24 protein-coding genes are annotated in these 22,230 nt (G+C 61.2%); 11 read left to right on the forward strand and 13 right to left on the reverse strand.

Features of this window, described 5'->3' with window-relative positions:
- Positions 1 to 35: 35 nt before the first annotated feature.
- Complete coding sequence (locus BM399_RS10435; protein WP_092867649.1) at positions 36 to 458, forward strand: DUF4399 domain-containing protein; 423 nt, start codon at positions 36 to 38, stop codon at positions 456 to 458.
- Positions 459 to 480: 22 nt separating this feature from the next.
- On the opposite strand, the gene BM399_RS10440 is transcribed toward BM399_RS10435, so the two are convergent.
- The 7 genes from BM399_RS10440 to BM399_RS10470 form a co-directional block, all read right to left on the reverse strand.
- Complete coding sequence (locus BM399_RS10440; RefSeq protein WP_092867650.1) at positions 481 to 849, reverse strand: DoxX family protein; 369 nt, start codon at positions 847 to 849, stop codon at positions 481 to 483.
- 50 nt (positions 850 to 899) lie between these two features.
- Positions 900 to 2,807, reverse strand: coding sequence for a 1-deoxy-D-xylulose-5-phosphate synthase (gene dxs / locus BM399_RS10445; RefSeq protein ID WP_092867651.1), 1,908 nt, complete (start codon positions 2,805 to 2,807; stop codon positions 900 to 902).
- Between the two features lie 230 nt (positions 2,808 to 3,037).
- Positions 3,038 to 3,316 carry an exodeoxyribonuclease VII small subunit gene (locus tag BM399_RS10450; RefSeq protein WP_092868165.1) on the reverse strand — a complete coding sequence of 93 codons (279 nt, stop codon included), beginning with the start codon at positions 3,314 to 3,316 and terminating at the stop codon, positions 3,038 to 3,040.
- Between the two features lie 37 nt (positions 3,317 to 3,353).
- Positions 3,354 to 4,298, reverse strand: coding sequence for a histone deacetylase family protein (locus BM399_RS10455; RefSeq protein WP_092867652.1), 945 nt, complete (start codon positions 4,296 to 4,298; stop codon positions 3,354 to 3,356).
- A gap of 42 nt (positions 4,299 to 4,340) precedes the next feature.
- Positions 4,341 to 5,222 (reverse strand): SDR family oxidoreductase, encoded by an 882-nt coding sequence (locus BM399_RS10460; protein ID WP_092868166.1) that lies wholly within the window; start codon positions 5,220 to 5,222, stop codon positions 4,341 to 4,343.
- A 104-nt stretch (positions 5,223 to 5,326) separates the two neighbouring features.
- Positions 5,327 to 6,100, reverse strand: coding sequence for a crotonase/enoyl-CoA hydratase family protein (locus BM399_RS10465; RefSeq protein ID WP_092867653.1), 774 nt, complete (start codon positions 6,098 to 6,100; stop codon positions 5,327 to 5,329).
- The gene (locus BM399_RS10470; RefSeq protein WP_092867654.1) at positions 6,097 to 7,866 is read right to left on the reverse strand and encodes an acyl-CoA dehydrogenase family protein; all 1,770 of its coding nucleotides are present in this window, start codon (positions 7,864 to 7,866) and stop codon (positions 6,097 to 6,099) included. The genes BM399_RS10465 and BM399_RS10470 overlap by 4 nt, the downstream gene beginning before the upstream one ends.
- An 81-nt stretch (positions 7,867 to 7,947) precedes the next feature.
- Between BM399_RS10470 and BM399_RS10475 the strand changes: the two genes are divergently transcribed.
- Positions 7,948 to 8,910 carry an L-threonylcarbamoyladenylate synthase gene (locus BM399_RS10475; RefSeq protein WP_092868167.1) on the forward strand — a complete coding sequence of 321 codons (963 nt, stop codon included), beginning with the start codon at positions 7,948 to 7,950 and terminating at the stop codon, positions 8,908 to 8,910.
- Positions 8,911 to 8,929: 19 nt separating this feature from the next.
- Here BM399_RS10475 and BM399_RS10480 read toward each other — a convergent pair whose 3' ends face one another.
- The 4 genes from BM399_RS10480 to BM399_RS10495 all read right to left on the reverse strand — a co-directional run bounded on the left by BM399_RS10480 (position 8,930) and on the right by BM399_RS10495 (position 13,021).
- Positions 8,930 to 9,118 carry a hypothetical protein gene (locus BM399_RS10480; protein WP_092867655.1) on the reverse strand — a complete coding sequence of 63 codons (189 nt, stop codon included), beginning with the start codon at positions 9,116 to 9,118 and terminating at the stop codon, positions 8,930 to 8,932.
- Positions 9,119 to 9,227: 109 nt separating this feature from the next.
- Complete coding sequence (locus BM399_RS10485) at positions 9,228 to 10,337, reverse strand: acyltransferase family protein (protein WP_092867656.1); 1,110 nt, start codon at positions 10,335 to 10,337, stop codon at positions 9,228 to 9,230.
- Between the two features lie 124 nt (positions 10,338 to 10,461).
- The gene (locus BM399_RS10490) at positions 10,462 to 12,162 is read right to left on the reverse strand and encodes a Clp protease N-terminal domain-containing protein (protein ID WP_092868168.1); all 1,701 of its coding nucleotides are present in this window, start codon (positions 12,160 to 12,162) and stop codon (positions 10,462 to 10,464) included.
- Positions 12,163 to 12,337: 175 nt separating this feature from the next.
- Positions 12,338 to 13,021, reverse strand: coding sequence for an SOS response-associated peptidase (locus BM399_RS10495; RefSeq protein WP_092867657.1), 684 nt, complete (start codon positions 13,019 to 13,021; stop codon positions 12,338 to 12,340).
- 130 nt (positions 13,022 to 13,151) lie between these two features.
- Between BM399_RS10495 and BM399_RS10500 the strand changes: the two genes are divergently transcribed.
- On the forward strand, positions 13,152 to 13,559 hold the full coding sequence (locus tag BM399_RS10500; RefSeq protein WP_244531187.1) for a TIGR02301 family protein: 408 nt from the start codon (positions 13,152 to 13,154) through the stop codon (positions 13,557 to 13,559).
- A gap of 158 nt (positions 13,560 to 13,717) precedes the next feature.
- Complete coding sequence (locus BM399_RS10505; protein WP_092867658.1) at positions 13,718 to 13,963, forward strand: hypothetical protein; 246 nt, start codon at positions 13,718 to 13,720, stop codon at positions 13,961 to 13,963.
- Positions 13,964 to 13,979: 16 nt separating this feature from the next.
- Here BM399_RS10505 and BM399_RS10510 read toward each other — a convergent pair whose 3' ends face one another.
- Positions 13,980 to 14,645, reverse strand: coding sequence for a LysE family translocator (locus tag BM399_RS10510; protein WP_244531188.1), 666 nt, complete (start codon positions 14,643 to 14,645; stop codon positions 13,980 to 13,982).
- Positions 14,646 to 14,874: 229 nt separating this feature from the next.
- Here BM399_RS10510 and BM399_RS10515 point away from each other — a divergent pair, with 229 nt between their 5' ends.
- Together BM399_RS10515 and BM399_RS10520 are read left to right on the forward strand one after the other, a co-directional pair.
- Positions 14,875 to 15,384 carry a hypothetical protein gene (locus BM399_RS10515; protein ID WP_244531189.1) on the forward strand — a complete coding sequence of 170 codons (510 nt, stop codon included), beginning with the start codon at positions 14,875 to 14,877 and terminating at the stop codon, positions 15,382 to 15,384.
- Positions 15,385 to 15,509: 125 nt separating this feature from the next.
- On the forward strand, positions 15,510 to 16,253 hold the full coding sequence (locus tag BM399_RS10520; protein ID WP_092867660.1) for a L,D-transpeptidase: 744 nt from the start codon (positions 15,510 to 15,512) through the stop codon (positions 16,251 to 16,253).
- 31 nt (positions 16,254 to 16,284) lie between these two features.
- Here BM399_RS10520 and BM399_RS10525 read toward each other — a convergent pair whose 3' ends face one another.
- Positions 16,285 to 17,622, reverse strand: a complete 1,338-nt coding sequence (locus BM399_RS10525) for a dihydroorotase (protein ID WP_092867661.1) — start codon at positions 17,620 to 17,622, stop codon at positions 16,285 to 16,287.
- Positions 17,623 to 17,705: 83 nt separating this feature from the next.
- Between BM399_RS10525 and ygfZ the strand changes: the two genes are divergently transcribed.
- The 5 genes from ygfZ to nadA all read left to right on the forward strand — a co-directional run bounded on the left by ygfZ (position 17,706) and on the right by nadA (position 22,221).
- Positions 17,706 to 18,599 carry a CAF17-like 4Fe-4S cluster assembly/insertion protein YgfZ gene (ygfZ, locus tag BM399_RS10530; protein ID WP_092867662.1) on the forward strand — a complete coding sequence of 298 codons (894 nt, stop codon included), beginning with the start codon at positions 17,706 to 17,708 and terminating at the stop codon, positions 18,597 to 18,599.
- Positions 18,596 to 19,204 (forward strand): DNA-3-methyladenine glycosylase I, encoded by a 609-nt coding sequence (locus BM399_RS10535; protein ID WP_092867663.1) that lies wholly within the window; start codon positions 18,596 to 18,598, stop codon positions 19,202 to 19,204. Before ygfZ ends, BM399_RS10535 begins: the two co-directional genes overlap by 4 nt.
- Positions 19,201 to 19,809: an HD domain-containing protein gene (locus tag BM399_RS10540; RefSeq protein ID WP_092867664.1), complete on the forward strand. Its 609-nt coding sequence runs from the start codon at positions 19,201 to 19,203 to the stop codon at positions 19,807 to 19,809. The genes BM399_RS10535 and BM399_RS10540 overlap by 4 nt, the downstream gene beginning before the upstream one ends.
- Before the next feature lie 109 nt (positions 19,810 to 19,918).
- Positions 19,919 to 20,977 (forward strand): NUDIX hydrolase, encoded by a 1,059-nt coding sequence (locus tag BM399_RS10545; protein ID WP_092868171.1) that lies wholly within the window; start codon positions 19,919 to 19,921, stop codon positions 20,975 to 20,977.
- Positions 20,978 to 21,162: 185 nt separating this feature from the next.
- Complete coding sequence (gene nadA / locus BM399_RS10550; protein WP_244531190.1) at positions 21,163 to 22,221, forward strand: quinolinate synthase NadA; 1,059 nt, start codon at positions 21,163 to 21,165, stop codon at positions 22,219 to 22,221.
- Positions 22,222 to 22,230 lie beyond the last annotated feature (9 nt).

Here is a 22,230-nt window from a genome sequence, read left to right on the forward strand (position 1 = left end):
ATCTCTGTCGACGGGAAACGATGGAGAGCACACACATGAAACCTGCAATCTTCGCAGCGCTCGTTGCGCTGACGCTGCCGATGGCTGCCCTGGCGGACAGCGGGCGCACGCCGTCTCCAGCGGGTGCGAAGGTCTTTATCATCGAGCCGAAGGACGGCGCGACCGTTTCGAGCCCGGTTACCATAAAATTCGGCATCGAGGGCATGGAGGTTGCTCCTGCCGGCTCCGAAACGCCGAATAGCGGCCACCATCATCTCTTGATCGACGCGGCGGTGCCCGACGTTGGCGAGGCGATCCCGAAGGACGATCACCACGTTCACTACGGCAAGGGCCAGACGGAAGCGTCCGTCGAACTCAAGGCCGGGAAACATACGCTGCAGCTCTTGCTCGGCGACAAGAACCACATTCCGCACGATCCGCCGGTGAAATCGGACGTCGTGACCATCACGGTCGAGTGAGAAGCAACGCGGGGCCCGGCTTTCAGTCGGGCCTCAGCGCGTAACGGCCGGAGCCGTTGGCGAAGAGCAGCAAAAAGCCGCCGGCCATGCAGATGTTCTTCATGAAGTTCGTCGCCTGGGCCTGATCGGCAAAATTGAAGTGAAAGATGAAGGCTGACGCGATGCAGAATGCTGCGAGTGCGAGGCCTGCCCATCGCGACAAGACACCCAAGAGAACGGCGAGGCCGCCAATCACCTCGAGGGCGATGACGAGAGGAAGAAGGCCGCCGGGCAGGCCGTGAGATTCCATGTAGGCCTGAGTGCCCTCGTAACCAGAGATCTTGTTCACGCCCGCCGTAACGAAGATTGCCGAGAGAAGTATCCGCGCAACAAGGCTCACGATCGAATGCATGTCATTCCCTCCGAGTCCGTCCCCTGAGCCGTTGCGGCCCGCTTCTAATTCTACGCGCGTTCTCCCACGGCAGCGGCACGGCCGAGAGCGGCGAAAACCGTCTCGACGATGCCTGACGCATTAAGGCGAGCTGCTTCGTACATGGCTTCCGGCTTGCCGTGATCGATGAAGACATCCGGCAGCACTTTCGAGCGCACCCGGAGGCCGCCATCGAGCAAGCCTTCGTCGGACAAGAACTGCAGAACGTGGCTGCCGAAGCCGCCAATGGACCCTTCTTCGACGGTGACCAGCACCTCGTGTTTCGTGGCCAGCTCGCGGATCATCTCTCCATCGAGGGGCTTGGCGAAGCGCGCGTCGGCGACCGTCGTCGAAAGCCCCGCGGCCGCGAGTTGATCGGCAGCCTTCAGGCATTCTGCAAGCCGCGTTCCGAGCGAGAGAAGAGCGACCTTCGATCCCTGGCGGACGATGCGGCCCTTGCCGATCGGCAGCGGTATGCCCTCTTCGGGCAACTCGACACCGACGCCTTCGCCGCGAGGATAGCGGAGCGCGCTCGGCCGGTCGTCGATTTGCGCTTGCGTCGCAACCATGTGGACGAGTTCGGCCTCGTCTGCCGCGGCCATCACGACAAAGTCCGGCAGGCAGGTGAGATAGGCGACGTCGAACGATCCGGCGTGCGTTGCGCCGTCCGCGCCGACGAGGCCCGCGCGATCGATCGCAAAGCGCACCGGCAGCTTCTGAATTGCGACGTCGTGAACGACCTGGTCATACGCGCGCTGCAGGAACGTCGAGTAGATCGTCGCGAAGGGTTTGTAGCCTTCGGTCGCGAGACCGGCGGCGAAAGTCACTGCGTGCTGCTCGGCGATGCCGACGTCGAAGGTGCGATCGGGGAATTCTTTCCCGAAGTGGTCGAGACCCGTACCCGACGGCATCGCCGCCGTGATCGCGACAACGCGTTTGTCTTTCCGGGCTTCCGCGATCAGAGCGTCAGCGAATACCTTCGTGTAGCTCGGCGCATTGGGCTTCGGTTTGACCTGCGCGCCGGTGATGACATTGAACTTGTTGACGCCGTGGTACTTGTCGTCAGCGGCTTCCGCCGGTGCGTAGCCCTTGCCCTTCTTCGTCACGACATGCACCAGGATCGGGCCCTGCTGGAGATCGCGCACGTTTTTCAAGACGGGAAGAAGCTGATTCAGGTCATGGCCGTCGAGCGGGCCAACGTAATAGAAGCCCAACTCTTCGAACCAAGCGCCGCCTTGCCAGAGGTGGCGCGTATACTCTTCGACGCGCGCCGCACGGCGTTCCCACGCCTTGGGCAGAAGCTTCGCGAGTTGTTTTGCATAATCGCGCAGATGCACGTATGTGCCGCTCGACGTGACGCGCGCGAGGTAAGCGGAGAGCGCTCCCGTCGGCGGGGCGATCGACATGTCGTTGTCGTTCAGAACGACGATCAGCCGCTCATCGCGAGCGCCGGCGTTGTTCATCGCCTCGTAGGCCATGCCCGCGCTCATCGCGCCATCACCGATGACGGCGATGACGTTGTTCGATTTGTTGCTGAGATCGCGCGCGACGGCCATGCCGAGCGCGGCGGAAATCGAGGTTGATGAGTGTCCCGCGCCGAACGGATCGTAGGGACTTTCCTCACGGTTGGTGAAGCCTGCGAGACCGCCCGGCTGGCGCAGGGTGCGAATCCGCTCGCGGCGCCCCGTCAAAATCTTGTGCGGATACGCCTGATGACCGACGTCCCAGATCAGGCGGTCGTCCGGTGTATTGAAGACCCAATGCAGGGCGACCGTCAGCTCGATTACGCCGAGGCCCGCGCCCAAATGGCCGCCGGTTTCCGAAACTGCGCTGATCGTCTCGTCGCGAAGCTCCGCTGCAAGCTGCGGCAGCTGATCTTCCGTCAATCGGCGCAGATCGTGCGGCGTTTGAATTCGATCAAGTAACGGTGTCTGGCTCACGGTAATACCTTGATGCGGCGGCTATTAATTGCCGTTGTGGAAGCGTGCGGTAAACAATGATCCCTCAAAGCACGCTTGCCTTCATAACGCCTATCTTCGATCGCCCCAACTGCGTAGGCTCGTAGATGACATAATGCGCTTGCGTGCCGCAGAGTAGTTAATGCCTGGCGTTGCCCCTGTCATCGCCGTGGCTCGGCAGTGTCAGGCGCCCTCATCAGGCGCCGTTCGGCTCAAAAGGGCGCATTTCCGTCCTTGTCCAGCGGCGTCGTGCCCGTCGGTGCGCCGTCGGCTCCGAGCGTCAATTTCTCGACCTTGGCCTCCGCCGCCTTCAACAGGCGATCGCAATGGTCGCGAAGCGCTTCCCCGCGCTCGTAAATGCTGATGCTCTCCTCGAGCTCGACATCGCCGCGCTCAAGCTTGCCGACGATGGCTTCAAGCTCTTTCAGCGCACGCTCGAACGTCATGTCCTTGATGTCGGCGAAGTTTTTTTCCGGTGCTTTCGTATTCATATTGTCCTGCTTCCGGGCGTGTGGATCGGTTTGCCGCTCAATGGCCTCGGTCAATCAACGCCTTTACGTGGGCCGCAACGGATTGAGCAAGCCCCGTGAGATCATATCCGCCCTCAAGCATTGAGACTATTCGCCCTTTGCCATGGCGCCGAGCCACCTCTGAAAGGGATTCGGTCGCCCATTGGAAGTCCTGTGCGACAAGATTGAGCCCGGCGAGCGGATCTCGCTGATGGGCGTCGAAACCTGCCGAGATCAATAGCACGTCGGGGGCAAAGTCGTGCAACGGCCCCAGGATCCGGCTCCTGAACGCTTCCTCGAACTGTTCGCGTCCGTCGCCCGCACGCAGCGGCGCGTTGAATATATTGCCCACGCCGGTTTCCCGCAACGCACCTGTGCCGGGATAGAGCGGCATCTGATGCGTCGATCCGTAGAACAGATCCTTATCGGACCAGAAGATTTCCTGCGTACCGTTGCCGTGGTGCACGTCAAAATCGACAACGGCTACGCGCTCGGCTCCATATTTTTTCCGCGCGTAATGTGCGGCGATCGCCACGTTGTTGAAGATGCAAAAGCCCATGGCCCGCTCGCTCTCCGCGTGATGTCCAGGCGGGCGAACCTGACAGAAGACATTCGCGGCCTCGCCGGTCAACACCATATCGACGGCGTCGAGCCCTGCGCCGACGGCTCGGCGGGAGGCTTCCCATGTGCCCTGCGATGCGACCGTATCGGCGTCGAGGTATTTATGGCCCTGTTCGATGTGCTCGATCGCCCCGGTGAGGCCGGCGATATGCTTCGCGCCGTGCGCCATGGCGATGTAGATCTTGTCATCTTCCCTGAGCGGCGCTTCCCGGCGTTCCAGGAGCGCGAAGCTCTCATGCGACAACGCCTCGTCGATGGCCCGCATCCGGTCTGGCCGCTCGGGATGACTATTGCCGGTATCGTGATTGAGGAAAGCGTGATGGGTGATCAATGCTGTCGTCATATGCTTCCGTCACCTGCTTCCGTCACCGCTCTGGTGTGAGCCTCACGCCAATTCCGACAGCCGTGCGATCTGAACGCCAGGAGGCGGCTTGCTTTCAGCCGGGACAAAGAAGTCCGGCGCCAACGGCATCGACTTATCGACGCGATAGCTCTCAAAATCGCGCACCGTCCCGGTCTCGTAAAGAAACGTATCATCGATCAGGAAATGACCGGAGAACGTTTTCGCCCGTTGACTGAAAACGAGATATGCGGCGTCCGCGACGATATCGGGCGTGCGGCTCATCCGCATGAGCTTGTCGCCGCCGAGAATGTTCTGCACGGCCGCCGTCGCGATCGTCGTTCGCGGCCAGAGTGCGTTGACGGCGATGCCGTCCTTCTTCAGTTCGTCGGAAAGCCCCAGAACACAGAGGCTCATGCCGTATTTCGCGATCGAATAGGCAACGTGCCCGGAGAACCATTTGGCATGCATGTCGAGGGGCGGCGACAACGTCAGAATGTGTGGGTTCTCGGCGCGCTTCAAATGCGGCAGGCACAGCTTGGACGTCAGGAACGTGCCGCGCGTATTGACCGCGAACATCAGATCGAAGCGCTTCAGTTCCGTTTTCTCGATCGGCGTCAACGAAAGCGCACTGGCGTTGTTGACGCAAACGTCGATGCCGCCGAAGCGTTCGACTGTTTCCGCGACGGCGCGCTCGACTTCGTCCTCGTTGCGAATATCGCACTCGAGCGCGAGCGCGGCTCCGCCCGCGTCCTCGATCTCCTTGGCGGCGGAATGGATCGTGCCTTCGAGCTTGGGATTTGGATCGACCGTCTTGGCGGCGATTGCGATGTTCGCGCCGTCCCTCGCCGCTCGCTTCGCGATCGCCAGCCCGATGCCGCGGCTCGCTCCAGTGATGAAGAGGGTCTTGCCCTTGAGTGACGCCATTGCCGCTGCTTTCATTCCATGCCGGACAGGGAGGTCACCCTAATATCTTGACCGCGATTACGTAAGGGGCGTCTCAATCGGGTATAGGAAGCGCACCGGACCAGCTATACCGATTTGTTGAAATTCGGAGTACGTTTTTCGAAAAAGGCCGTGAACGCTTCGATCGCTTCAGGAGACCGGAGCCGCTCACGAAAAACAGCCACCTCCTCGTCGGTCCGCTTCAGCACCTCGGCTGGATCGCCGCGCATCAGGCGTCGCGCCAAAGCCAATGCTTCGGGTGGCTTCTTTGCCAAGCGGCGCGCCGCATCGAGCGCCGCCTGTTCGAGATCGGCGGCCGGAACGATCGCATTCACAAAGCCGGCGGCGACCGCGTCATCAGCCGACATCGGATCGCCGAGTGCCAGCATTGCGAAGGCGCGCGCGTAGCCCATCCGCTGCGTCATGAGCAGGCTGGAGGCTGCCTCTGGCGTCACTCCGAGATCGAGAAAGGGCGTCGCAAACATCGCGTCAGGCGCTGCGTAAACGAGATCGCAATGAAAGAGCATCGTCGTGCCGATGCCAATCGCGTTGCCACCGACAGCCGCAATCAACGGCTTCTTGATGACGGGCAACAGCTTGATGAAACGCACCACGTCCTTGCCGAGATCGCCGGTGCCACGCGACGTCGCGAGAAAATCGGCGATGTCGTTGCCTGCGGTGAAAACTCCGTCCGATCCCGTTACAATGTGGGCAGCGATAGAACCGTCTGCGTCGGCGGCTTCGAGCGCGTCGCAGAGTGCCCGATACATGGCGCCGGTCAGCGCGTTCTTCTTCTCCGGCCGCGCGATGCGAAGAACTTGAACACCGCCGTCGCGCCATATTGCGATTTCAGATGTCATGCGAACACCGCGCCATGGGCATCGACGAGCACCGAGTCGGCGCCGTGCTGGACGGATTCCGAGAGGCTTTTGACTTCCGTCAGCAGATTTTCGGCGAAGAACCGCGCAATCGCGACGCGCGGCGACCCTTCGGGTTCCGTCAGTGCGCCCTTCGCCAAATACGTGCCGCCGGCCGTCAAGCTCATGAGGCGCAGGAATGGCGTTGCCGATGCGAGGGCCTTTTCGGGATTCCCCGGCAGCGTTTGCGCCATCCACAGTGTCGCTGACTGCAGACCACTCAGGGCTTCCGTCAGGCGTTCGGCTGTATGGCCAAAATCGCTGCGTCTCGCGGCGCGCACCTTGGCGATCGTCTCGCCAAGTCCCGCGAGAAACGCCGTCACCGTCGTGCCGCCATCGAGCGTGAGCTTTCGCGTCACGAGGTCGATGGCCTGAATGCCGTTGGTGCCTTCGTAGATCGGCAGAATGCGCGCATCGCGCAGATATTGCGCGGCGCCCGTTTCTTCGACGAAGCCCATGCCGCCGTGAACCTGGACACCGAGGGACGCGACTTCGTTGGCGATATCCGTCGAGAATGCCTTGGCCAGCGGCGTCAACAGCGCGGCGCGATTGAGAGCGTCCTTGCGCGTCCTCTCATCGCTACCTCGATGGCCGATATCGAGTTCTTTCGCCGTCGCGTAGCAGATCATGCGCGCGGCTTGGGTGAGCGCTTTCATCGTCAACAGCATGCGCCGGATATCGGCGTGCTCGATGATCGGGCTCATGCCGCCTGTCCCATTCGCCGTAAAGCTCTTGCCCTGGCGCCGCTCCTTCGCATAGGCGACTGCGTGTTGTGTCGCCCGCTCGGCCACGCCGACGCCCTGGGCGCCGACGCCGAGGCGAGCCGCATTCATCATAATGAACATGCTTGCGAGACCGCGGTTTTCCTCACCGACGAGATAACCCGTCGCGCCGCCATTCTCGCCGAATTTCATCACGCACGTCGGGCTCGCCATAATGCCGAGCTTATGCTCGACACCGGCGCAAATGACGTCGTTGCGATCGCCGAGCGATCCGTCCCCGTTGACGAGGAATTTCGGAACCAAAAAGAGCGAAATGCCGCGCGTTCCCGGCGGGGCATCGGGCAAACGGGCGAGGACGAGATGGACGATGTTCTCCGCCATATCGTGCTCGCCGTAGGTGATGAAGATCTTCGTGCCGGTGATGCGGTACGTTCCATCGGGCTGGCGCTCGGCGCGGGTCGAAAGTGGCCCGAGATCGGAGCCCGCTTGAGGTTCCGTCAAATTCATCGTGCCGGTCCACGCGCCTGCGACCATTTTCGGCAGGAATTTGGCCTTCAGAGCCTCGCTGCCGCCGGCCTCGATGGCGTGGATCGCGCCCTGCGTCAAAAGCGGACAAAGCCCGAACGAGACGTTCGCTGCGTTCCATATCTCGCCGACCGGCGTTGCAACGAGTTCGGGAAGGCCCTGTCCGCCATACGTGCCCGAACAGGGGAGCGCGCTCCAGCCGCCTTCGACGAACCGGCGGTAGGCGTCGGCGAAGCCCGGCGGGGTTATCACTTTTCCGTCAGATAATTTCGAGCCGATCCGGTCGCCGATCGCGTTCAAAGGTGCTAGGACCTCGGCGCCGAACTTTCCCGCCTCTTCGATGACGGCCACGACGGTGTCGGCGTCAAGCTCCGGGTAGAGTCCGCTCGTTTCCATTCCGTCGAGGGCAGCCACGGTCTTAAGCGCAAAGACGATGTCGTCTACTGGAGCCTGATAGGTCATGGATCGTCTCTCAATATTTCTCGGGAACTGGCTGCGGACACTATGCCGAACAGAGGTGCGAGCAAACCGGGTGGAAAATTAATGCAGGGCAGGATTGTCCCCGCCAACGCCGAATGGATCGCCGAAGCGGGACAAATGATCAGGTCGGGTGCGCTCGTCGCATTTCCCACCGAAACAGTCTATGGCCTCGGCGCAGACGCGACGAACGGCGAAGCTGTCGCACGTGTATTCGAGGCGAAAAACCGGCCGACGTTCAATCCGCTCATCGTCCATGTTCTGGGGCTGGAGCAGGCCATCATCATCGGGACGTTTTCGCCGGTCGCACGGCGGCTGACCGAGGCTTTCTGGCCCGGCCCGCTGACGCTCGTCGTGCCGCGCACAGCGAACTCCGAGGTCAGCGATCTCGTCTCGGCCGGCCTGCCGACGGTTGCGCTGCGTTCTCCCGATCATCCCGTCGCGCGCGCACTCCTCGCGGAGGCCCAGCGCCCGCTCGCGGCGCCATCGGCCAACCGGTCGGGTCATGTGAGCGCGACACGCGCCGAGCATGTTGCGGCGGACCTCGGCGGCAAGGCCGCGCTCATTCTCGACGGCGGCCCCACGACACTCGGTCTTGAATCGACGGTGATCAGCCTTGTCGATGACACACCTGTGCTGCTCCGGCCGGGTGCGGTGACGGTCGAGGCGATCGAAGAGGTTCTGGGCACCCGCCTCGCGCGCGAGGACGGTTCAACAGACCGGCCCATGTCCCCTGGCCAGCTGCAGAGCCATTACGCACCGCGTGCAGGTTTGCGGCTCGACGCGTATGACTGGGGGCCGGACGAAGCGGTTCTGGCGTTCGGTGGAATTGCCGGAAAACCGGCGCGAACCTTCATCAATCTCAGCCCGTCGGGCGACTTGGTCGAAGCGGCGGCGAACCTCTTTTCGGCGTTGCGCACGCTCGACGCCTCCGGCGCCTCGACAATCGCCGCGACGCCGATTCCACGGCATGGCTTGGGTGAAGCGATCAACGATCGGTTGAAGCGGGCAGCCGCGCCGCGCGAATAGGCTGGCGCGCTCTCGAAACTTAGAGGGCGCTGGTGACGAGGATGATCTTATTCAGGAGCGGACCGAGCATCGGGCTTTGCATGACGAAGCCTTCGAAACCGGCCCGGATGGAGTCCAGCAGGTGCAACGATGATGGGGTGAAGGCATAGGCCGCGCCGTAAAGGACCGCCGTCGTCACGCCGTTGACAATCACGTATCGCTGCAACATGTCCGCCTCAACGCCCGTTTACGCTTCGTTAAGGAAAGCACGGACGCGGCGGCAGGCTCAAGGTCTTTCGGCAGACCTTGGTGAACGGAGCGGGGAAAGACCGGTCAAATCAGGTTGCGGGCAGCGGCGCAACCGGCTCGCGCTTCCGCAGTCTCGCGGTAATCAGCGATCTCAGCTTCATGGCCGGTTTCTCGATCACGATCCACGAGACGATGGCCGTCGGCAGGACGATGGCGAAGGCTACGAGGGACAGCCATACGGGTGGCAGGCCTGGCATGAGCCACAGCAGCGTCTGCTGCGTCGGGCCGGCAAAGATGTAGATGCCGTACGAGGCGTCGAATTTGTTGCAAACGGCCCGCAGCAGTCCGAGCGCCTTGGTCGCCAGCCAGAGGGCCGCGTAGCCAAGAAAGAGCGCGGCGCTGATTTCCGCCAGGGGCGTTTTGGCCAAGCAAACAAAAAGAACGGCCAGAGGCGCAAGCGCGGCACCGTGGATAATGAGATGCCTACGGGCGATATACGCAAGCACGCCGCTGAAGAAGAAGACGATGAAGTAGCGAAGATTGTCGGAGAAGCCGTAGGCTTCGGCTTCGGCGGGCAGTCCCAGCGTCACGGTTCCCACGAGAACGGCGAGACCGGCGATCGCGAGCTTGCGCCAGCGCTCTTCGAACAGGCCCGCGACGCCCAGCGCCGCCAGGATGACATAGCAAAGGACCTCGTACTTCAACGTCCAGAGCGAAGAGTTGACGTAACCGGCGTACGGCAGAGTTTCGAAGACGCCGGGCAGCGGTGCTGCGCCAGTCGTCAGAGCGAGCGTTTTGGCGACGTACGCATAAAGGCCGATGTCGGCGAAGTATTCACCAACCGTCAGCCGCGAGACCATCGGTCCGAGAACGAACGCTGTTACGGCGACGCAGACGATGAGCGCCGGAAAAATTCGAAGCACGCGGGCGGCTGCGAAGTTCAGAATGCTGCGGCTGCGGTCGAAGCTTTGAGCCACCAGCACGCCGCTCAAAATGAAGAATACCTGCACGGCATATTCGCCGAGCGACCGGCCAAGCCACGGCTGCAGCGGCTCTGCGGCGTCGGTTCCGGCGGCATACAGATAGCTGTGGGAGATCAGCACGAACGTCGCCATCAGCAGGCGCAAAACGCCGAAGCTGTTGGCCTCGGGCGACATGATATCCGCGAGACGCAGGAAGGGGCGATGTTGTGATTGCATGGCGAAAGGTGCTGGCTTTCCGACGGGATGACGCCGCACCAATTAAGCCAAAGGGGTAAACACTAACCTCTCAGTCATGTTAACGAACGATTGCGCCGAGTGTCCGTTTGAAGCGGCCCGTCGCTCAAGCACCGGCTTCCTTGAGGCGCTGCTCTTCGGCCGCGACCGTTGCTTTCGTCGACGGCCAACTGGCGCTGATCCAATCGTCGGTTCCAAAAAGCCAATACATGAAGCGATGGCGGCGATGATACCGCTCGATGATGAAGCGGTTCGTCGCCTCCATGTGATTGTTCAGCGCGGCGAGCGTTTCAGCGGGCAAGGCGGCGTCGCGATCGATGCCCGCCAGACGGTTCAGGATATTGGCGACGTCGGTCGCCGATTCCGTGCGCCACTGATCCATGGAGCCAGCGAGGGTGTGTTGGTTCTCGTTGACCTTCAGAAGGGCCTCGTGGACTTCGGTGAGGTCGTGCGCGTACGCTTGGTGCTTCGCGGCCGCCGTTTCGATCTCGGCCGCGACGGCGCGTTCGACCTCGCTCATGCGTTCGGCGAGACCGACGGCGAGTTCATTCAACGATCCGTTGTGCGTATCGAGCTTGCTCGACAAGCCGTCGATTTTATCGAAGCCGCCGAGCAACGCATCGGCTCTTCCGGCATCCGTCGACGTTGCGAGCACCCGGCCGATATCATCCTCGAGTTTCGCGAGCCGGTCGGCGAGGTCGCCGATGCCGCGATGCTGATCGTGGCCGAGCACCGCCTCCTCAATGATGTCGAGACGATCGGTGACGGGCTTCAGATCCACGCCATCGGGCACCGGACGCGCCCGCACCGATGCCTCGAGTTCCTGAAGCCGGGTCGAGAGGACCGCCCAGGATTGCGACATCTCCTGGAGGCGAAGCTCCAGCGCCGCTTCGATGTTCTCAAGTTTTGAAACAAGTGGAAGTGTTTCGACTGAGCCGGCTCCGCCGTCGCGGAGCGCCGCTTCGAGGGCTCCGATGCGCTCGATCAACACGGCCTGCCCGCGCCCCTGATCATCCTGGTGCGCGAGCGTATCGCGGGTCAGATCGCGGATGAGCCCGGTGATGATGTGGCGCTCGTTCGAGAAATCGTGGCTCAGTCCCCGCAGCATTTGCTCGAGTGCATCGATGCGGGAATTCTGGAGTGCGTCAGCCGGTGTTCCCAAATACTCGTTGCGATAGGCGGGCCGCCCGTAGTCGGCGGAATAGCGGAGGCTGCTTGGCTGATAACGGCTATCGGCGCGCGTCAACGGCGGCAGAGGCTCGGGCATTTCTCTCGGCATGTCCCTCGGGCCGACGCGCGAGGAAAAGCGGAAAAGCAATTCGGACTGTGCGAAATCCGATCTCTGATCGGACAGCACATGCAGGAGGTCGTCGACGCTGACCGCAGCATTTCTTCGCGCAGCGAACGACGCCGAGAGCCGCAGGAGTTCCGCCAATTCATCCGAGCGTCGCGGTGAGACGGCGCCGCTTCCAGGAGCAGCCGGAATGTCGCCTGCGATGATGGTCGCGGTCTCGCGCTTCAGAGCGACAACGCGCACGCCATGCGTCTCGAGCGCAACCGCGGCCGGGTCGACGCGGGTCATCGCGTTCAGCAGATGCTCGACGCGGACTTCAATCGCGCGATGCGCGGATGCGATGTCGTAAGCCTGGTTGAAGCAGGCGAGCACCGTATCCTCGACGAGAACCGGTCCTGCCTGAAAGGGTCCGCGCTTGCCGTTCGAGGATGGGGCGTTGGGCTCTGACGAAACATCAGCGGGCGTCCAAGTCTGCTGCGTTCTGAGGTCGAGATCCTCGCCGTGATACGCCATCGCGCTCTCCCCATATGTCCCCTTGGCGCCGACCGGGCCCAAGCCACGCGGCCGCAAAAGCCGGCCGTTCCCTTGCTAGCTATCTACACTTGGATAACAAATAGGTCTTCACTTTAAGGGTAATCTTTAGGTTAGCGCCGATTTTGGACCGTTACGAGCGGCGCTGAACGGGCTGCTACAGCAGCGTCGAAAACTCCGGCTGTTGGAGTTCCGGTCCCTCCGCACGCGCATCGTTTAGCTTGGGATTAACGGCGGTCGCGGAGAGGCGCCCGGCGCCATAAGGTTTGAGAAGGTCGAGCACACCTTCGGCGGATCCCGGCCGGCAGTCGAGCCAACGATCGAAGTCCGCTTGGTCAAGGATCACCGGCATGCGGTCGTGCAGACGCGCCATCTCGTCGTTCGCGGCGGTCGTCAGGATCGCCATCGTCTCGATCTCGCTGCCATCGGCGCCGAGCCATCCTTCCCAAATGCCAGCGAGCGCAAAAAGCTCTTGGTCTTTCAGTCGGATGAGGTGCGGGCGGCGGGCGCCTCGCTGACCGGTCCATTCGTAGAAGCCGGTCGTCGGCACAAGGCACCGGCGATGGCGCATGCCACCTCGGAAGGCGGGTTTCTCGGCTGCCGTTTCAGCCCGCGCGTTGATCAGCGGCGAGCCCAGTGTCTTCGGATCTCTCAACCAGGACGGGATGAGGCCCCAGCGCACCAGCTGCAGCTCGGGGCGGTTATGCACGTCGTTTCGGGCAATAAGGACCGGCTGCGACGGCGCAATATTATAGCGCGGCGGGAAATCCTCGACGCTCGGCGCCCTGAAGAAAGCCCGTACGGCCTCGGCCGGAGAGGTCAAACTGTATCGTGCGCACAAACCCGGTTGGTCCTTTTGATGCAGAACGAAACTTGAATATAAGCGTTCGCTGCTCGGCCGCCCAGAATCTGGTTTAAGCAAGTCGACATGGGGCCGACATGAGGCCGACACGAGAAAGCCGGACCGAATAGTGGAACGTCGCACACCCTACATTTGGCGAAATCTTGGGTCGCCTCTTCTGGCCTTGATGATGCTTTGGGCAGCCGCCAGCGGTCCGGCCATGGCCGCATCCGACTCGAAGCCCTACGACGACAGGCTGCTCCGGCTGTCAGAGATCCTCGGCGCCGTTCACTATCTCCGCGAGCTTTGCGGCGCCAACGAAGGCCAGTATTGGCGCGACCGCATGCGCGACCTTATGGACGCGGAAGGATCGACCGCGCTCAGGCGCGCGAAGCTGACCCGCGCGTTCAACCAGGGGTATCGCAGCTATAGCCGCACTTATAATACGTGCAGCCCCTCGGCCCAGACGGCCATCAATCGATTTCTCTCTGAAGGCTCCGAACTCTCGGACGGCCTCTTGAAAGCGTTTCCAAACTGATCCCGCGAAATCTCGCTTAACGCCGGGCCGCTCCTTTTCACAAGGTTTACTGTGAATAGTGGCAGCTTCGACCTATCGCAAAAGGTCGTGCTAGGTGACAACCGGTGGGAGCCGCTCGGATAAGCGACGGCCAGGGATGAGGGAAGATTGGGACCGGCATGGAGTGCTTCGAGGACATCGATACTAAGAATCCGACACTGAAGGCGCTGGACCTCATCCTCGCCGCTTGGGACGAGGGCGTCGATACGGGGGTCGAGCCGCAGCAGATGGCCTACGCTGCACTTTTCACCGCACTTACCGATCTGGTGGCGATCTACGGCGAAGACGCCGTTATCCATTTGACGCGCGGATTGGAAAAGCGCGTCGTCGAGGGCGAATTCACGCTGACGCGCCGCGACCAATAATCAGTCGCGGCTTCCGCTAGAAATTTCCGGATTTCATGATGACTTCGGCGATCAATACGCCGCCGAAGAGGGCGAGCAGCAAACCCGCCACCCTGTTGACGATCTGCAGCACGTGCAGGTCGATGCGGTGCCGATAGCGGCTGATGATGTTCGACAGCGTAATCCACCACAGCATGCTGCCAGCGATGATGGCCGCAACCAGCAGCAGGACGTCGATCGTCGAATGGACTTCGACGAATGTGGTGACGCCGCCGAAAACGGCGAAGAGACCGAGGACGGCCCCGGGGTTCGTAATCGTCAGGAAGAATGTCTGCGGGATATCCCAGACGAAGTCCTTCAGGCGGGCGGTCTGCGCATCCGCCTCAGACGTCATCTTCAAACGGGGCGCGCTGTAGTAGAGGCGCAGGCCAAAGGCGATGAGCGCCAAGCCGCCGATGACCTGGATTGTCGCGCGATGTTCCTGGACGACACCGGAAACCGTGCCGACGCCCAGGCCCGCGCAAAGCGCAATCAGGCCATCGCCCATTACCGAACCGATCCCGGCTGCGACCCCGCCCCAGAAGCCGCGCTCGATGGCGCGCTGGATGCACAGGACATTGACAGGCCCGACTGGGGCGGCAATGAGCATCCCAACGATCAGGCCAATCGGGATGATGAGAGGGTTCGGGATATAACTCAGCAATGGGTATGAGCTCGGTGTCGGAGTTGGGAGCATGTTGTGCTAGGCGGCGTTCGCAAATTCACCAGTGCTCCTGGCAACACGGCCATTGGCGCGACGGCTACAGGGATCAACGGAAGGCGCAACTGCAATGTGGGAAATCCCTCGAGCAACATGCAAAAGGCGACTTAGGTCTGTCCGGCAGGTGCTCCTTCAGAGAACGGGCCTGCTTGGGATACTCATAGTACTCGTAGTGGCGGGAGCCGCACTTGTCCACGTTACAGCGGCGGGGGCCAATGAAGCCGGCAACAACGTGAAGCTGCCGCCTCACGTCGAAGACCTTCGCGATGTGATCCTGACGGCTGCCCATTCGGGCAATATCGAGGAACTCAAGACTGCGTTTGAAGTCAGCGGGGTCGTACCGGACCTCGGCTTCGACGCAGCGGGCGATCCGATCAAAGCGCTGAAGGACCACTCAGAGGATCACGAGGGCCGGGAAATTCTCGCGGCGCTCATTCAGGCTTTCGAGATGCCGCCGGTTGCCCTGCCGCTCGGCGACGATATCGAGAACAATCTGATCTATGTCTGGCCCTATCTTGCCGAGCGTCCGATCGACAAGCTCACGCCTGCCGAGGAAGTCGATCTCTACCGTCTCGTCACGCCAGCCAAGGCTGCCGAAATGCGGGAAAAAAAGCGCTGGTTGTGGTGGCGCCTCGTCATCGCGGCTGACGGGTCTTGGACTTCGTTCAAAAAAGCAGACTGAACTTCAGCGCATTGCTCCGATGCGTTCGTCTTGCATCGCCAATTGCCGCAGCTGGGTATTCAAGCTCCGACGGAAAGGGTTATTCCGCTCGTTACAAGTTAAACGAAGAGCGAGGGATTTCGTCGATGAAGAGTATGTCGCTTTTGGCAGCAGCCGTTCTGAGCTGCGCCATCGCTGCGCCGGCTTATGCCTTTCATCCTTCCGAAGAGAGCTACGGATACGTCGCCCCCAAAAAGCTGGATCGCAAGCAGCGCGAGAGTGCCCGCAGAGACGGGCAGCAGCTTTTCGGAATGGGGTGGGATTGGGATTGGCCCCAATCGAACCCCGTCGAACGCAAAGCCCCGAGCCTTTTGACGGGCGGCGGAACACCTCGCATCGCTCCCAAAGCGCCGCCGACGGTGACGTTCAATAGCGGCTACGAACCCGGCTCGATCGTGATCGATACCGCGGGACGGCGTCTCTACTACGTGCTCGATGCCTCGACGGCCTATCGCTATCCGATCGCCGTCGGCAAGCAGGGTTTTGCCTGGACGGGCACGGAAAAGATCACGCGTAAGGTTGCGTGGCCTGACTGGATTCCGCCGGCGGAAATGCGCAAGCGGAAGCCGGAACTGCCGCTCCGGATGTCGGGCGGCGTCCGCAATCCGCTTGGAGCGATGGCGCTTTATCTCGGTGATACGCTCTACCGCATCCACGGCACGAACGAAGCTTCCTCAATCGGAACGGCGACATCATCGGGCTGCATTCGCATGACCAACGGCAACGTCATGCACCTTGCGAGCCTCGCCGAGGTCGGCACGACCGTCTACGTGCTGAAGCAGTTGCCGCCGGACCTGTCGCGCGTCGCCAAAACCGGCAGCGAAGGCTGACCGGCAGCAGGTTCAGCATCAGTTTTCGGCCTCAGCCGGCGAAGCCCTCGAGAAAACCGACGGGCTCTCCGCCGGCTGGGCCGATGATCTCCCCCTCCCACATCACCTTCCGGCCGCGAACGATAGTTCCGACCGGCCAGCCCTTGACCTTCACGCCGTCGTAAGGCGTCCAGTTGGCGCGGCTTTCGATCCATTTGTTCGTGATGGTTGCCGTCCGGTGCAGATCGACGACGGTCAGGTCGGCGTCATAGCCGACGGCGATGCGCCCCTTCGAGCGAATTCCGAACAGGCGTTGCGGGCCGTGGCTCGTCAGATCAACGAAGCGCTGCAAGGACAAGCGTCCCGCATTGACGTGATCAAGCATGATCGGAACGAGCGTCTGCACCCCGGTCATTCCGGAATGGGTGTCGGGATAGACGTGATCCTTCTCCTCACGCGTATGCGGCGCGTGATCGGAGCCTAGAATGTCGACGACCCCTGACTGGAGCGCGGCCCAGATTGCCGAGCGGTGCCGCGCATCCCGAACGGGCGGGTTCATCTGAACGTAGGCACCGAGGCGTTCGTAGCACTCGGGTCCTTCCAGAGTCAGATGATGGGGCGTCACCTCGACCGTCGCGTAAGTTTTGTGATCCCTCAGGAATTCCATCTCCTCGGCCGTCGAGACATGCAGCACGTGGACGCGCTTCCCGTGTTTCTCGGCCAAGCCGACGAGCCGCTTGGTCGCGATGAGGGCCGCCTCCGGATCGCGCCATTCGGGGTGCGACGAGGGATCGCCCTTCCGCCGCAAATGCATCCGCGACTTGAGCCTTGCTTCGTCTTCGGCATGAAAGGACGCCCGGCGCGAGATCTTGGCGATGATCCGGTCAAGGGTCACGCCGTCGTCGACGAGGAGGTCGCCCGTAGACGACCCCATGAACACTTTCATGCCCGCCGAGCCTTCGAGCTTCTCGAATTCGGGGATGTCCTCCACATTGTCTCGCGTTCCGCCGACGAAGAACGCGAAATCGCAGAACATGCGGTGGCGCGCACGGCGAACTTTGTCGGCGAGGGTTTGGGCGCTCGTCGTCAGCGGCTTCGTGTTGGGCATCTCGAAGACTGCCGTCACCCCGCCTGCGACGGCCGCCCGGCTGCCGGTCGCGAGGTCTTCCTTATGCTCAAGGCCGGGTTCACGGAAATGCACTTGCGTATCGATGACGCCGGGAAGTATGTGCAGGCCCTTCGCCTCGATGATCTCCGGGGCTGAGGCCGAGCTGCCGAGATCGCCGACGGCCGCGATCCTTCCGCTCCGAATTGCGATATCGCGGACGCCTTCTCCATCATGGTTGACGACCGTCGCGCCCCTAATAATGACGTCGAACGTCTCAACCATCTTGCGGTGCTCCTTAGGCTTGCATACGAGAAAAGCCCCGCATACGTAACTCTTCCCCCATTTGCAACCGAGGCGTGAATTTCATGTCTGCCGCAAAGCTAGTGCGCCTTGCAGATCGTGGTGTTGTCAGCGTAACCGGCAAGGACAGCGAAAAGCTGCTGCAAGGGCTGGTGACGAACGATATCGAGGGCCTCGCCCAAGGTGAAGCGCGTCACGCGGCGCTCCTTTCGCCGCAAGGCAAAATCCTTTTCGACTTTTTTGTCGTCCGTCACGGGGATGGATTTCTTCTCGATGTCCTTCGCGCGAGCACCGGCGATCTCGTAAAGCGGCTCTCGATGTACAAGCTTCGCGCCGATGTCATCATCACCGACATTTCGGAGTCGTTTCGTATCGAAGCCGCTTGGGGCGACGGTACGACGAGTTTTCAACGCAATTCCGCCATGCATTTTTCGGACCCCAGGCATTCACTTCTAGGCGTTCGCCACCTCATCGACGCCCGATCGGCCGACGATTCCGCGACCGGATTCGAGCTTCGCGATTACGATGCGCTTCGCGTTTCGCTCGGCGTGCCTGAGGGCGGACGCGACTACAATTTCGGCGACGCATATCCGCACGAGGCGGATTTCGATCTGCTCAACGGGGTGTCGTTCTCCAAGGGCTGTTACGTCGGACAAGAGATCGTTGCGCGGATGCAGAACAAGACTGTCGTACGCAAACGCGCCGTCAAAATTTCCGGCGCATCATCTCTCACATCAAACGACGATGTGCTGATCGGAGACGTTGCGATCGGACGCGTCGGCACCGTCGACGGTCGCGATGCGATCGCCATGCTTCGGCTCGACCGAGCGCTCGAAGCGCAGGAAAAAAATCAGACGCTCACGGCGGGCGGCGTCGCGATCACTGTCGACCATATCGCGCTCGAGAATTACCGCGCATCGGCAGCGGCGCGATCGTCAGCGGCTCTACCTTCGTCATGATCACATCAAAGGAGATCGAACGCTGCCCGTGGGCCGGCGCGGACGCCACCTACATTCGTTATCACGACGAAGAATGGGGCGTGCCGATGACGGATGATCGCGCGCTCTTCGAGAAGCTGATGCTCGAAGGTTTTCAAGCTGGACTCTCGTGGATCACAATTCTCCGCAAGCGCGAAAATTTCAGAAAGGCGTTCCACAATTTCGACGCGGCGCGCATCGCCTCGTACTCAGCGCGGGACATCGAGCGCCTACTCAAAAACGAAGGCATCATCCGGAACCGCGCCAAGATCGAGGCGACGATCTCGAATGCGAAGACCTATCTCGAAATTTCCGAGCGGATGCCGTTTGCCCAATATATATGGGGTTTTGTCGAGGGTCGCCCGATTATCAACGCGCTCGCGTCAACGAAAGACATCAAGCCCGAAACCGAAGTTTCCAAGAGAATGAGCAAAGCACTCAAAGCCGACGGCTTCCGCTTTGTCGGGTCGACGACGCTCTACGCATTCATGCAATCGACGGGCATGGTCAACGATCATCTCGTCTCGTGCTTCAGGCACGGCGCATGTGCCAAACTTCAAAAGAAGCTGAAGATCGCAGGACTATGAATCCATCGCGCACGAAAATGCCGAGAGCCTGGCAGCGCATGCTGTCGGGACGCCGGCTCGATCTACTCTCGCCGGAGCCTCGCGACATCGAGATCGAGGATATCGCGCACGGGCTCGCGCGCGTTGCGCGATGGAACGGACAGACGAAGGGCGACCACGCTTTCTCCGTCGCTCAGCATAGCCTCGTCGTCACCGACATCTTCGAAGCGCTGTGGCCGGAGTCGACATCGAATGAGCGTCTCGCTGCGTTGCTTCACGACGCGCCCGAATACGTCATCGGCGATCTTATCAGCCCTTTCAAAACTGCCATCGGACTCGACTACAAAGCGTTCGAACTCAATCTGCTCGACGCGATCCATCGGCGGTTCGGTGTTGGGCAATTAAGTGTCGCCGCTGCGGCGGCAATCAAGGATGCGGATACGGTCGCGGCCTACTACGAAGCGACGCTGCTCGCCGGCTTCGAGACAGCCGAGGCGGAAATGTTTTTTGGAATTCCAAAGCTGCCGAGGGAACTTCATAGCGCGCTCTCCGTTCTCCACCCCGTATCGGCGAAGGATGCTCAAACTCAGTTTCTTTCGAGATTTGAGAAATTGTCACCGTACTGACAATCTGGCAATTTTGGGGCTACTTCGCGGTTTTCATTTGGGGCGCCTATCTGAAAATCGCCATGATCGCCCTCTAGCTCGCCTCATGGGGAGCACGGGGAAGACAAACATGAACATGGAACTTTCTGGCAGGAGAAAACCGACGCCTGAAAAGTCTCAACTCGCACCAGAAGACGATCACGAGTTAGAGCCTTCTCTCGGCATCGGACTAAATGCGGCGATCGTCGCCGTATCCGATAACGAACCAGTCGCACTTGTCGTCCGGGGCGATCCGGACAGCATGGGCGCAACAGATGTATTGCCGTTCGGGCCTTTTAATCCGCGCGAGCACAGAACATTGGAGAGCGGCTTACGAGCCTGGGTTCAAGACCAGACCGGTTTGGACCTCGGCTATGCCGAGCAACTTTATACATTTGCTGATCGCGGCCGGCACGCCACCCCAGGCGATGCTGCGCCGAATTATGTTTCCATTGGTTATCTTGCATTGACGCAGGCCGTCGGACACCATGGATTAACCAATGGTCTCTGGCGGAGTTGGTACCAATATTTTCCTTGGGAAGACTGGCGTCGCGGGCGGCCCGAAATCATCGCCCGGGACATTGAACCCCGTCTCAAAGCATGGGCCGAGAAGCCTGCGCTGACGACGACGGGCACCCAGCCTTCGATCGCCCGAGGCGATCGAGCACGTATCTGCTTTGGCCTAGACGGCACGGCGTGGGACGAAGAGAAAGTTCTCGAGCGTTTCGAGCTTCTCTACGAAGCGGGTCTTGCCGACGAAGCTGCACGGGACGGACGCAACGGCGCCGACGAATGGACCGACAGGCCCAAACTCGGTCTACCGATGCAAGCCGATCACCGTCGGATACTTGCGACTGCGATCAGCCGCACGCGTGCCAAGATCAAATACCGGCCCGTCGTCTTCGAGTTGATGCCCGACGAGTTCACACTCTACGAGCTTCAGAAGACTGTCGAAGCCATTCTTGGTCCGCATCTCCATAAGCAGAACTTCCGACGACTCGTCGAAGGCGCAGGCCTCGTCGAACCGACTGGAGAAGTCAAAACGCGGACAGGTGGACGCCCGGCGAAACTTTTCCGTTTCCGCCGCGAAGTCCTTCTCGAGAGACCGGCACCCGGCGTCAGGGTCTCGGCTCCTCCGAGCCGTAGCTAACGACCAGTGGTCGAAATTCCAGGGCGGAACCTCCGCCCTGGAAATTTGTTCGAACTTCCACTATTTTATCAGTGTTCAGGAGTGCTCGCGGCGAGCATTTCGATGCACGGTGTGAGCGGCGAATGTGCCGGCGTAATCCACACCCCGAATATGCTCGAAACGAGCATATATGGAGGGCGACTACAATGGCTGTTTCTGACTCAGGCTTGGCGACGCCGGTTTCGCCCCGTGTTCGGGCGAAAACGGCGCCCCTGTTCACTTGGTCCCCCGCTCTCGAGGCGGAGATGGCGCCTCTTTATGCCCGAGTTAAGCACATCATCACCCCGATGGAGTGGCCGCACTACGCGCCGCTCATCAAGTCGATCAATGCGCTGAAGGCGCAGCGCAACGCGGTCATACTGGCGCATAACTACATGACGCCGGAGATCTTCCATTGCGTCGCCGATTTCCGCGGGGACTCGCTGCAGCTCGCCAAGGAAGCCGCGCGCACCAACGCGAAGGTCATCGTGCAGGCCGGCGTGCACTTCATGGCCGAGACGTCGAAACTGCTCTCGCCCGAGAAAACCGTTCTCATTCCGGACATGCGTGCGGGTTGTTCGCTCGCCTCGTCGATCACGCCCGAAGACGTTCGCATGCTGCGCGAGGCTTATCCCGGCGTGCCCATTGTCACGTACGTGAACACATCGGCTGCGGTAAAAGCCGAATGCGATATCACGTGCACGTCGTCCAATGCCGTCCAGGTTGTAGAGAGCCTCGGCGTGCCGCGCGTGCTTTGCATTCCGGACCAGTATTTGGCGAAGTGGGTACAATCGCAGACCAAGGTTCAGGTGATTGCCTGGAAGGGCGCGTGCGAGGTGCACGAGCGCTTCACCGGCGAAGAGCTTCGCGCGATGCGCGCCGACGAGCCGGGCCTCAAGATCATCGCGCATCCGGAATGCCCGCCTGATGTGATCGAAGCCGCCGACTTCACCGGCTCTACGTCCGGAATGATAAACTGGGTGAAAGACAAGCGGCCCCGGAAGGTCATGCTCGTCACCGAATGCTCGATGGCGTCCAACGTCGCCGTCGAAGTTCCGGACGTCGAGTTCATCCGGCCTTGCAATCTTTGCCCGCACATGAAGCGCATCAGCCTTGAAAACATCTACGAGAGCCTCGTGCACATGCAGTACGAGGTGACCGTCGATCCGGATGTCGCCGAGCGCGCGCGTCGCGCCGTCGAACGTATGGTCAACCTCACCAACTAGCTCTTCGGG

The sequence above is a fragment of the Hyphomicrobium facile genome, from assembly GCF_900116175.1.
Taxonomy (GTDB): Bacteria; Pseudomonadota; Alphaproteobacteria; order Rhizobiales; family Hyphomicrobiaceae; genus Hyphomicrobium_B; species Hyphomicrobium_B facile.

Excerpts from the sequence above, each read along its gene's own strand:
- ygfZ (WP_092867662.1), top strand. The coding sequence starts at position 17,706 with ATGTCTGCCGCAAAGCTAGTGCGCCTTGCAGATCGTGGTGTTGTCAGC.
- nadA (WP_244531190.1), top strand. The coding sequence starts at position 21,163 with ATGGCTGTTTCTGACTCAGGCTTGGCGACGCCGGTTTCGCCCCGTGTT.
- BM399_RS10480 (WP_092867655.1), bottom strand. The coding sequence starts at position 9,118 with ATGTTGCAGCGATACGTGATTGTCAACGGCGTGACGACGGCGGTCCTT.
- BM399_RS10475 (WP_092868167.1), top strand. The coding sequence starts at position 7,948 with ATGCAGGGCAGGATTGTCCCCGCCAACGCCGAATGGATCGCCGAAGCG.
- BM399_RS10435 (WP_092867649.1), top strand. The coding sequence starts at position 36 with ATGAAACCTGCAATCTTCGCAGCGCTCGTTGCGCTGACGCTGCCGATG.
- BM399_RS10460 (WP_092868166.1), bottom strand. The coding sequence starts at position 5,222 with ATGGCGTCACTCAAGGGCAAGACCCTCTTCATCACTGGAGCGAGCCGC.
- BM399_RS10455 (WP_092867652.1), bottom strand. The coding sequence starts at position 4,298 with ATGACGACAGCATTGATCACCCATCACGCTTTCCTCAATCACGATACC.
- BM399_RS10520 (WP_092867660.1), top strand. The coding sequence starts at position 15,510 with ATGAAGAGTATGTCGCTTTTGGCAGCAGCCGTTCTGAGCTGCGCCATC.
- BM399_RS10505 (WP_092867658.1), top strand. The coding sequence starts at position 13,718 with ATGGAGTGCTTCGAGGACATCGATACTAAGAATCCGACACTGAAGGCG.
- BM399_RS10485 (WP_092867656.1), bottom strand. The coding sequence starts at position 10,337 with ATGCAATCACAACATCGCCCCTTCCTGCGTCTCGCGGATATCATGTCG.
- BM399_RS10535 (WP_092867663.1), top strand. The coding sequence starts at position 18,596 with ATGATCACATCAAAGGAGATCGAACGCTGCCCGTGGGCCGGCGCGGAC.
- BM399_RS10490 (WP_092868168.1), bottom strand. The coding sequence starts at position 12,162 with ATGGCGTATCACGGCGAGGATCTCGACCTCAGAACGCAGCAGACTTGG.
- BM399_RS10525 (WP_092867661.1), bottom strand. The coding sequence starts at position 17,622 with ATGGTTGAGACGTTCGACGTCATTATTAGGGGCGCGACGGTCGTCAAC.
- BM399_RS10440 (WP_092867650.1), bottom strand. The coding sequence starts at position 849 with ATGCATTCGATCGTGAGCCTTGTTGCGCGGATACTTCTCTCGGCAATC.
- BM399_RS10450 (WP_092868165.1), bottom strand. The coding sequence starts at position 3,316 with ATGAATACGAAAGCACCGGAAAAAAACTTCGCCGACATCAAGGACATG.
- BM399_RS10465 (WP_092867653.1), bottom strand. The coding sequence starts at position 6,100 with ATGACATCTGAAATCGCAATATGGCGCGACGGCGGTGTTCAAGTTCTT.
- BM399_RS10545 (WP_092868171.1), top strand. The coding sequence starts at position 19,919 with ATGAACATGGAACTTTCTGGCAGGAGAAAACCGACGCCTGAAAAGTCT.
- BM399_RS10470 (WP_092867654.1), bottom strand. The coding sequence starts at position 7,866 with ATGACCTATCAGGCTCCAGTAGACGACATCGTCTTTGCGCTTAAGACC.
- BM399_RS10540 (WP_092867664.1), top strand. The coding sequence starts at position 19,201 with ATGAATCCATCGCGCACGAAAATGCCGAGAGCCTGGCAGCGCATGCTG.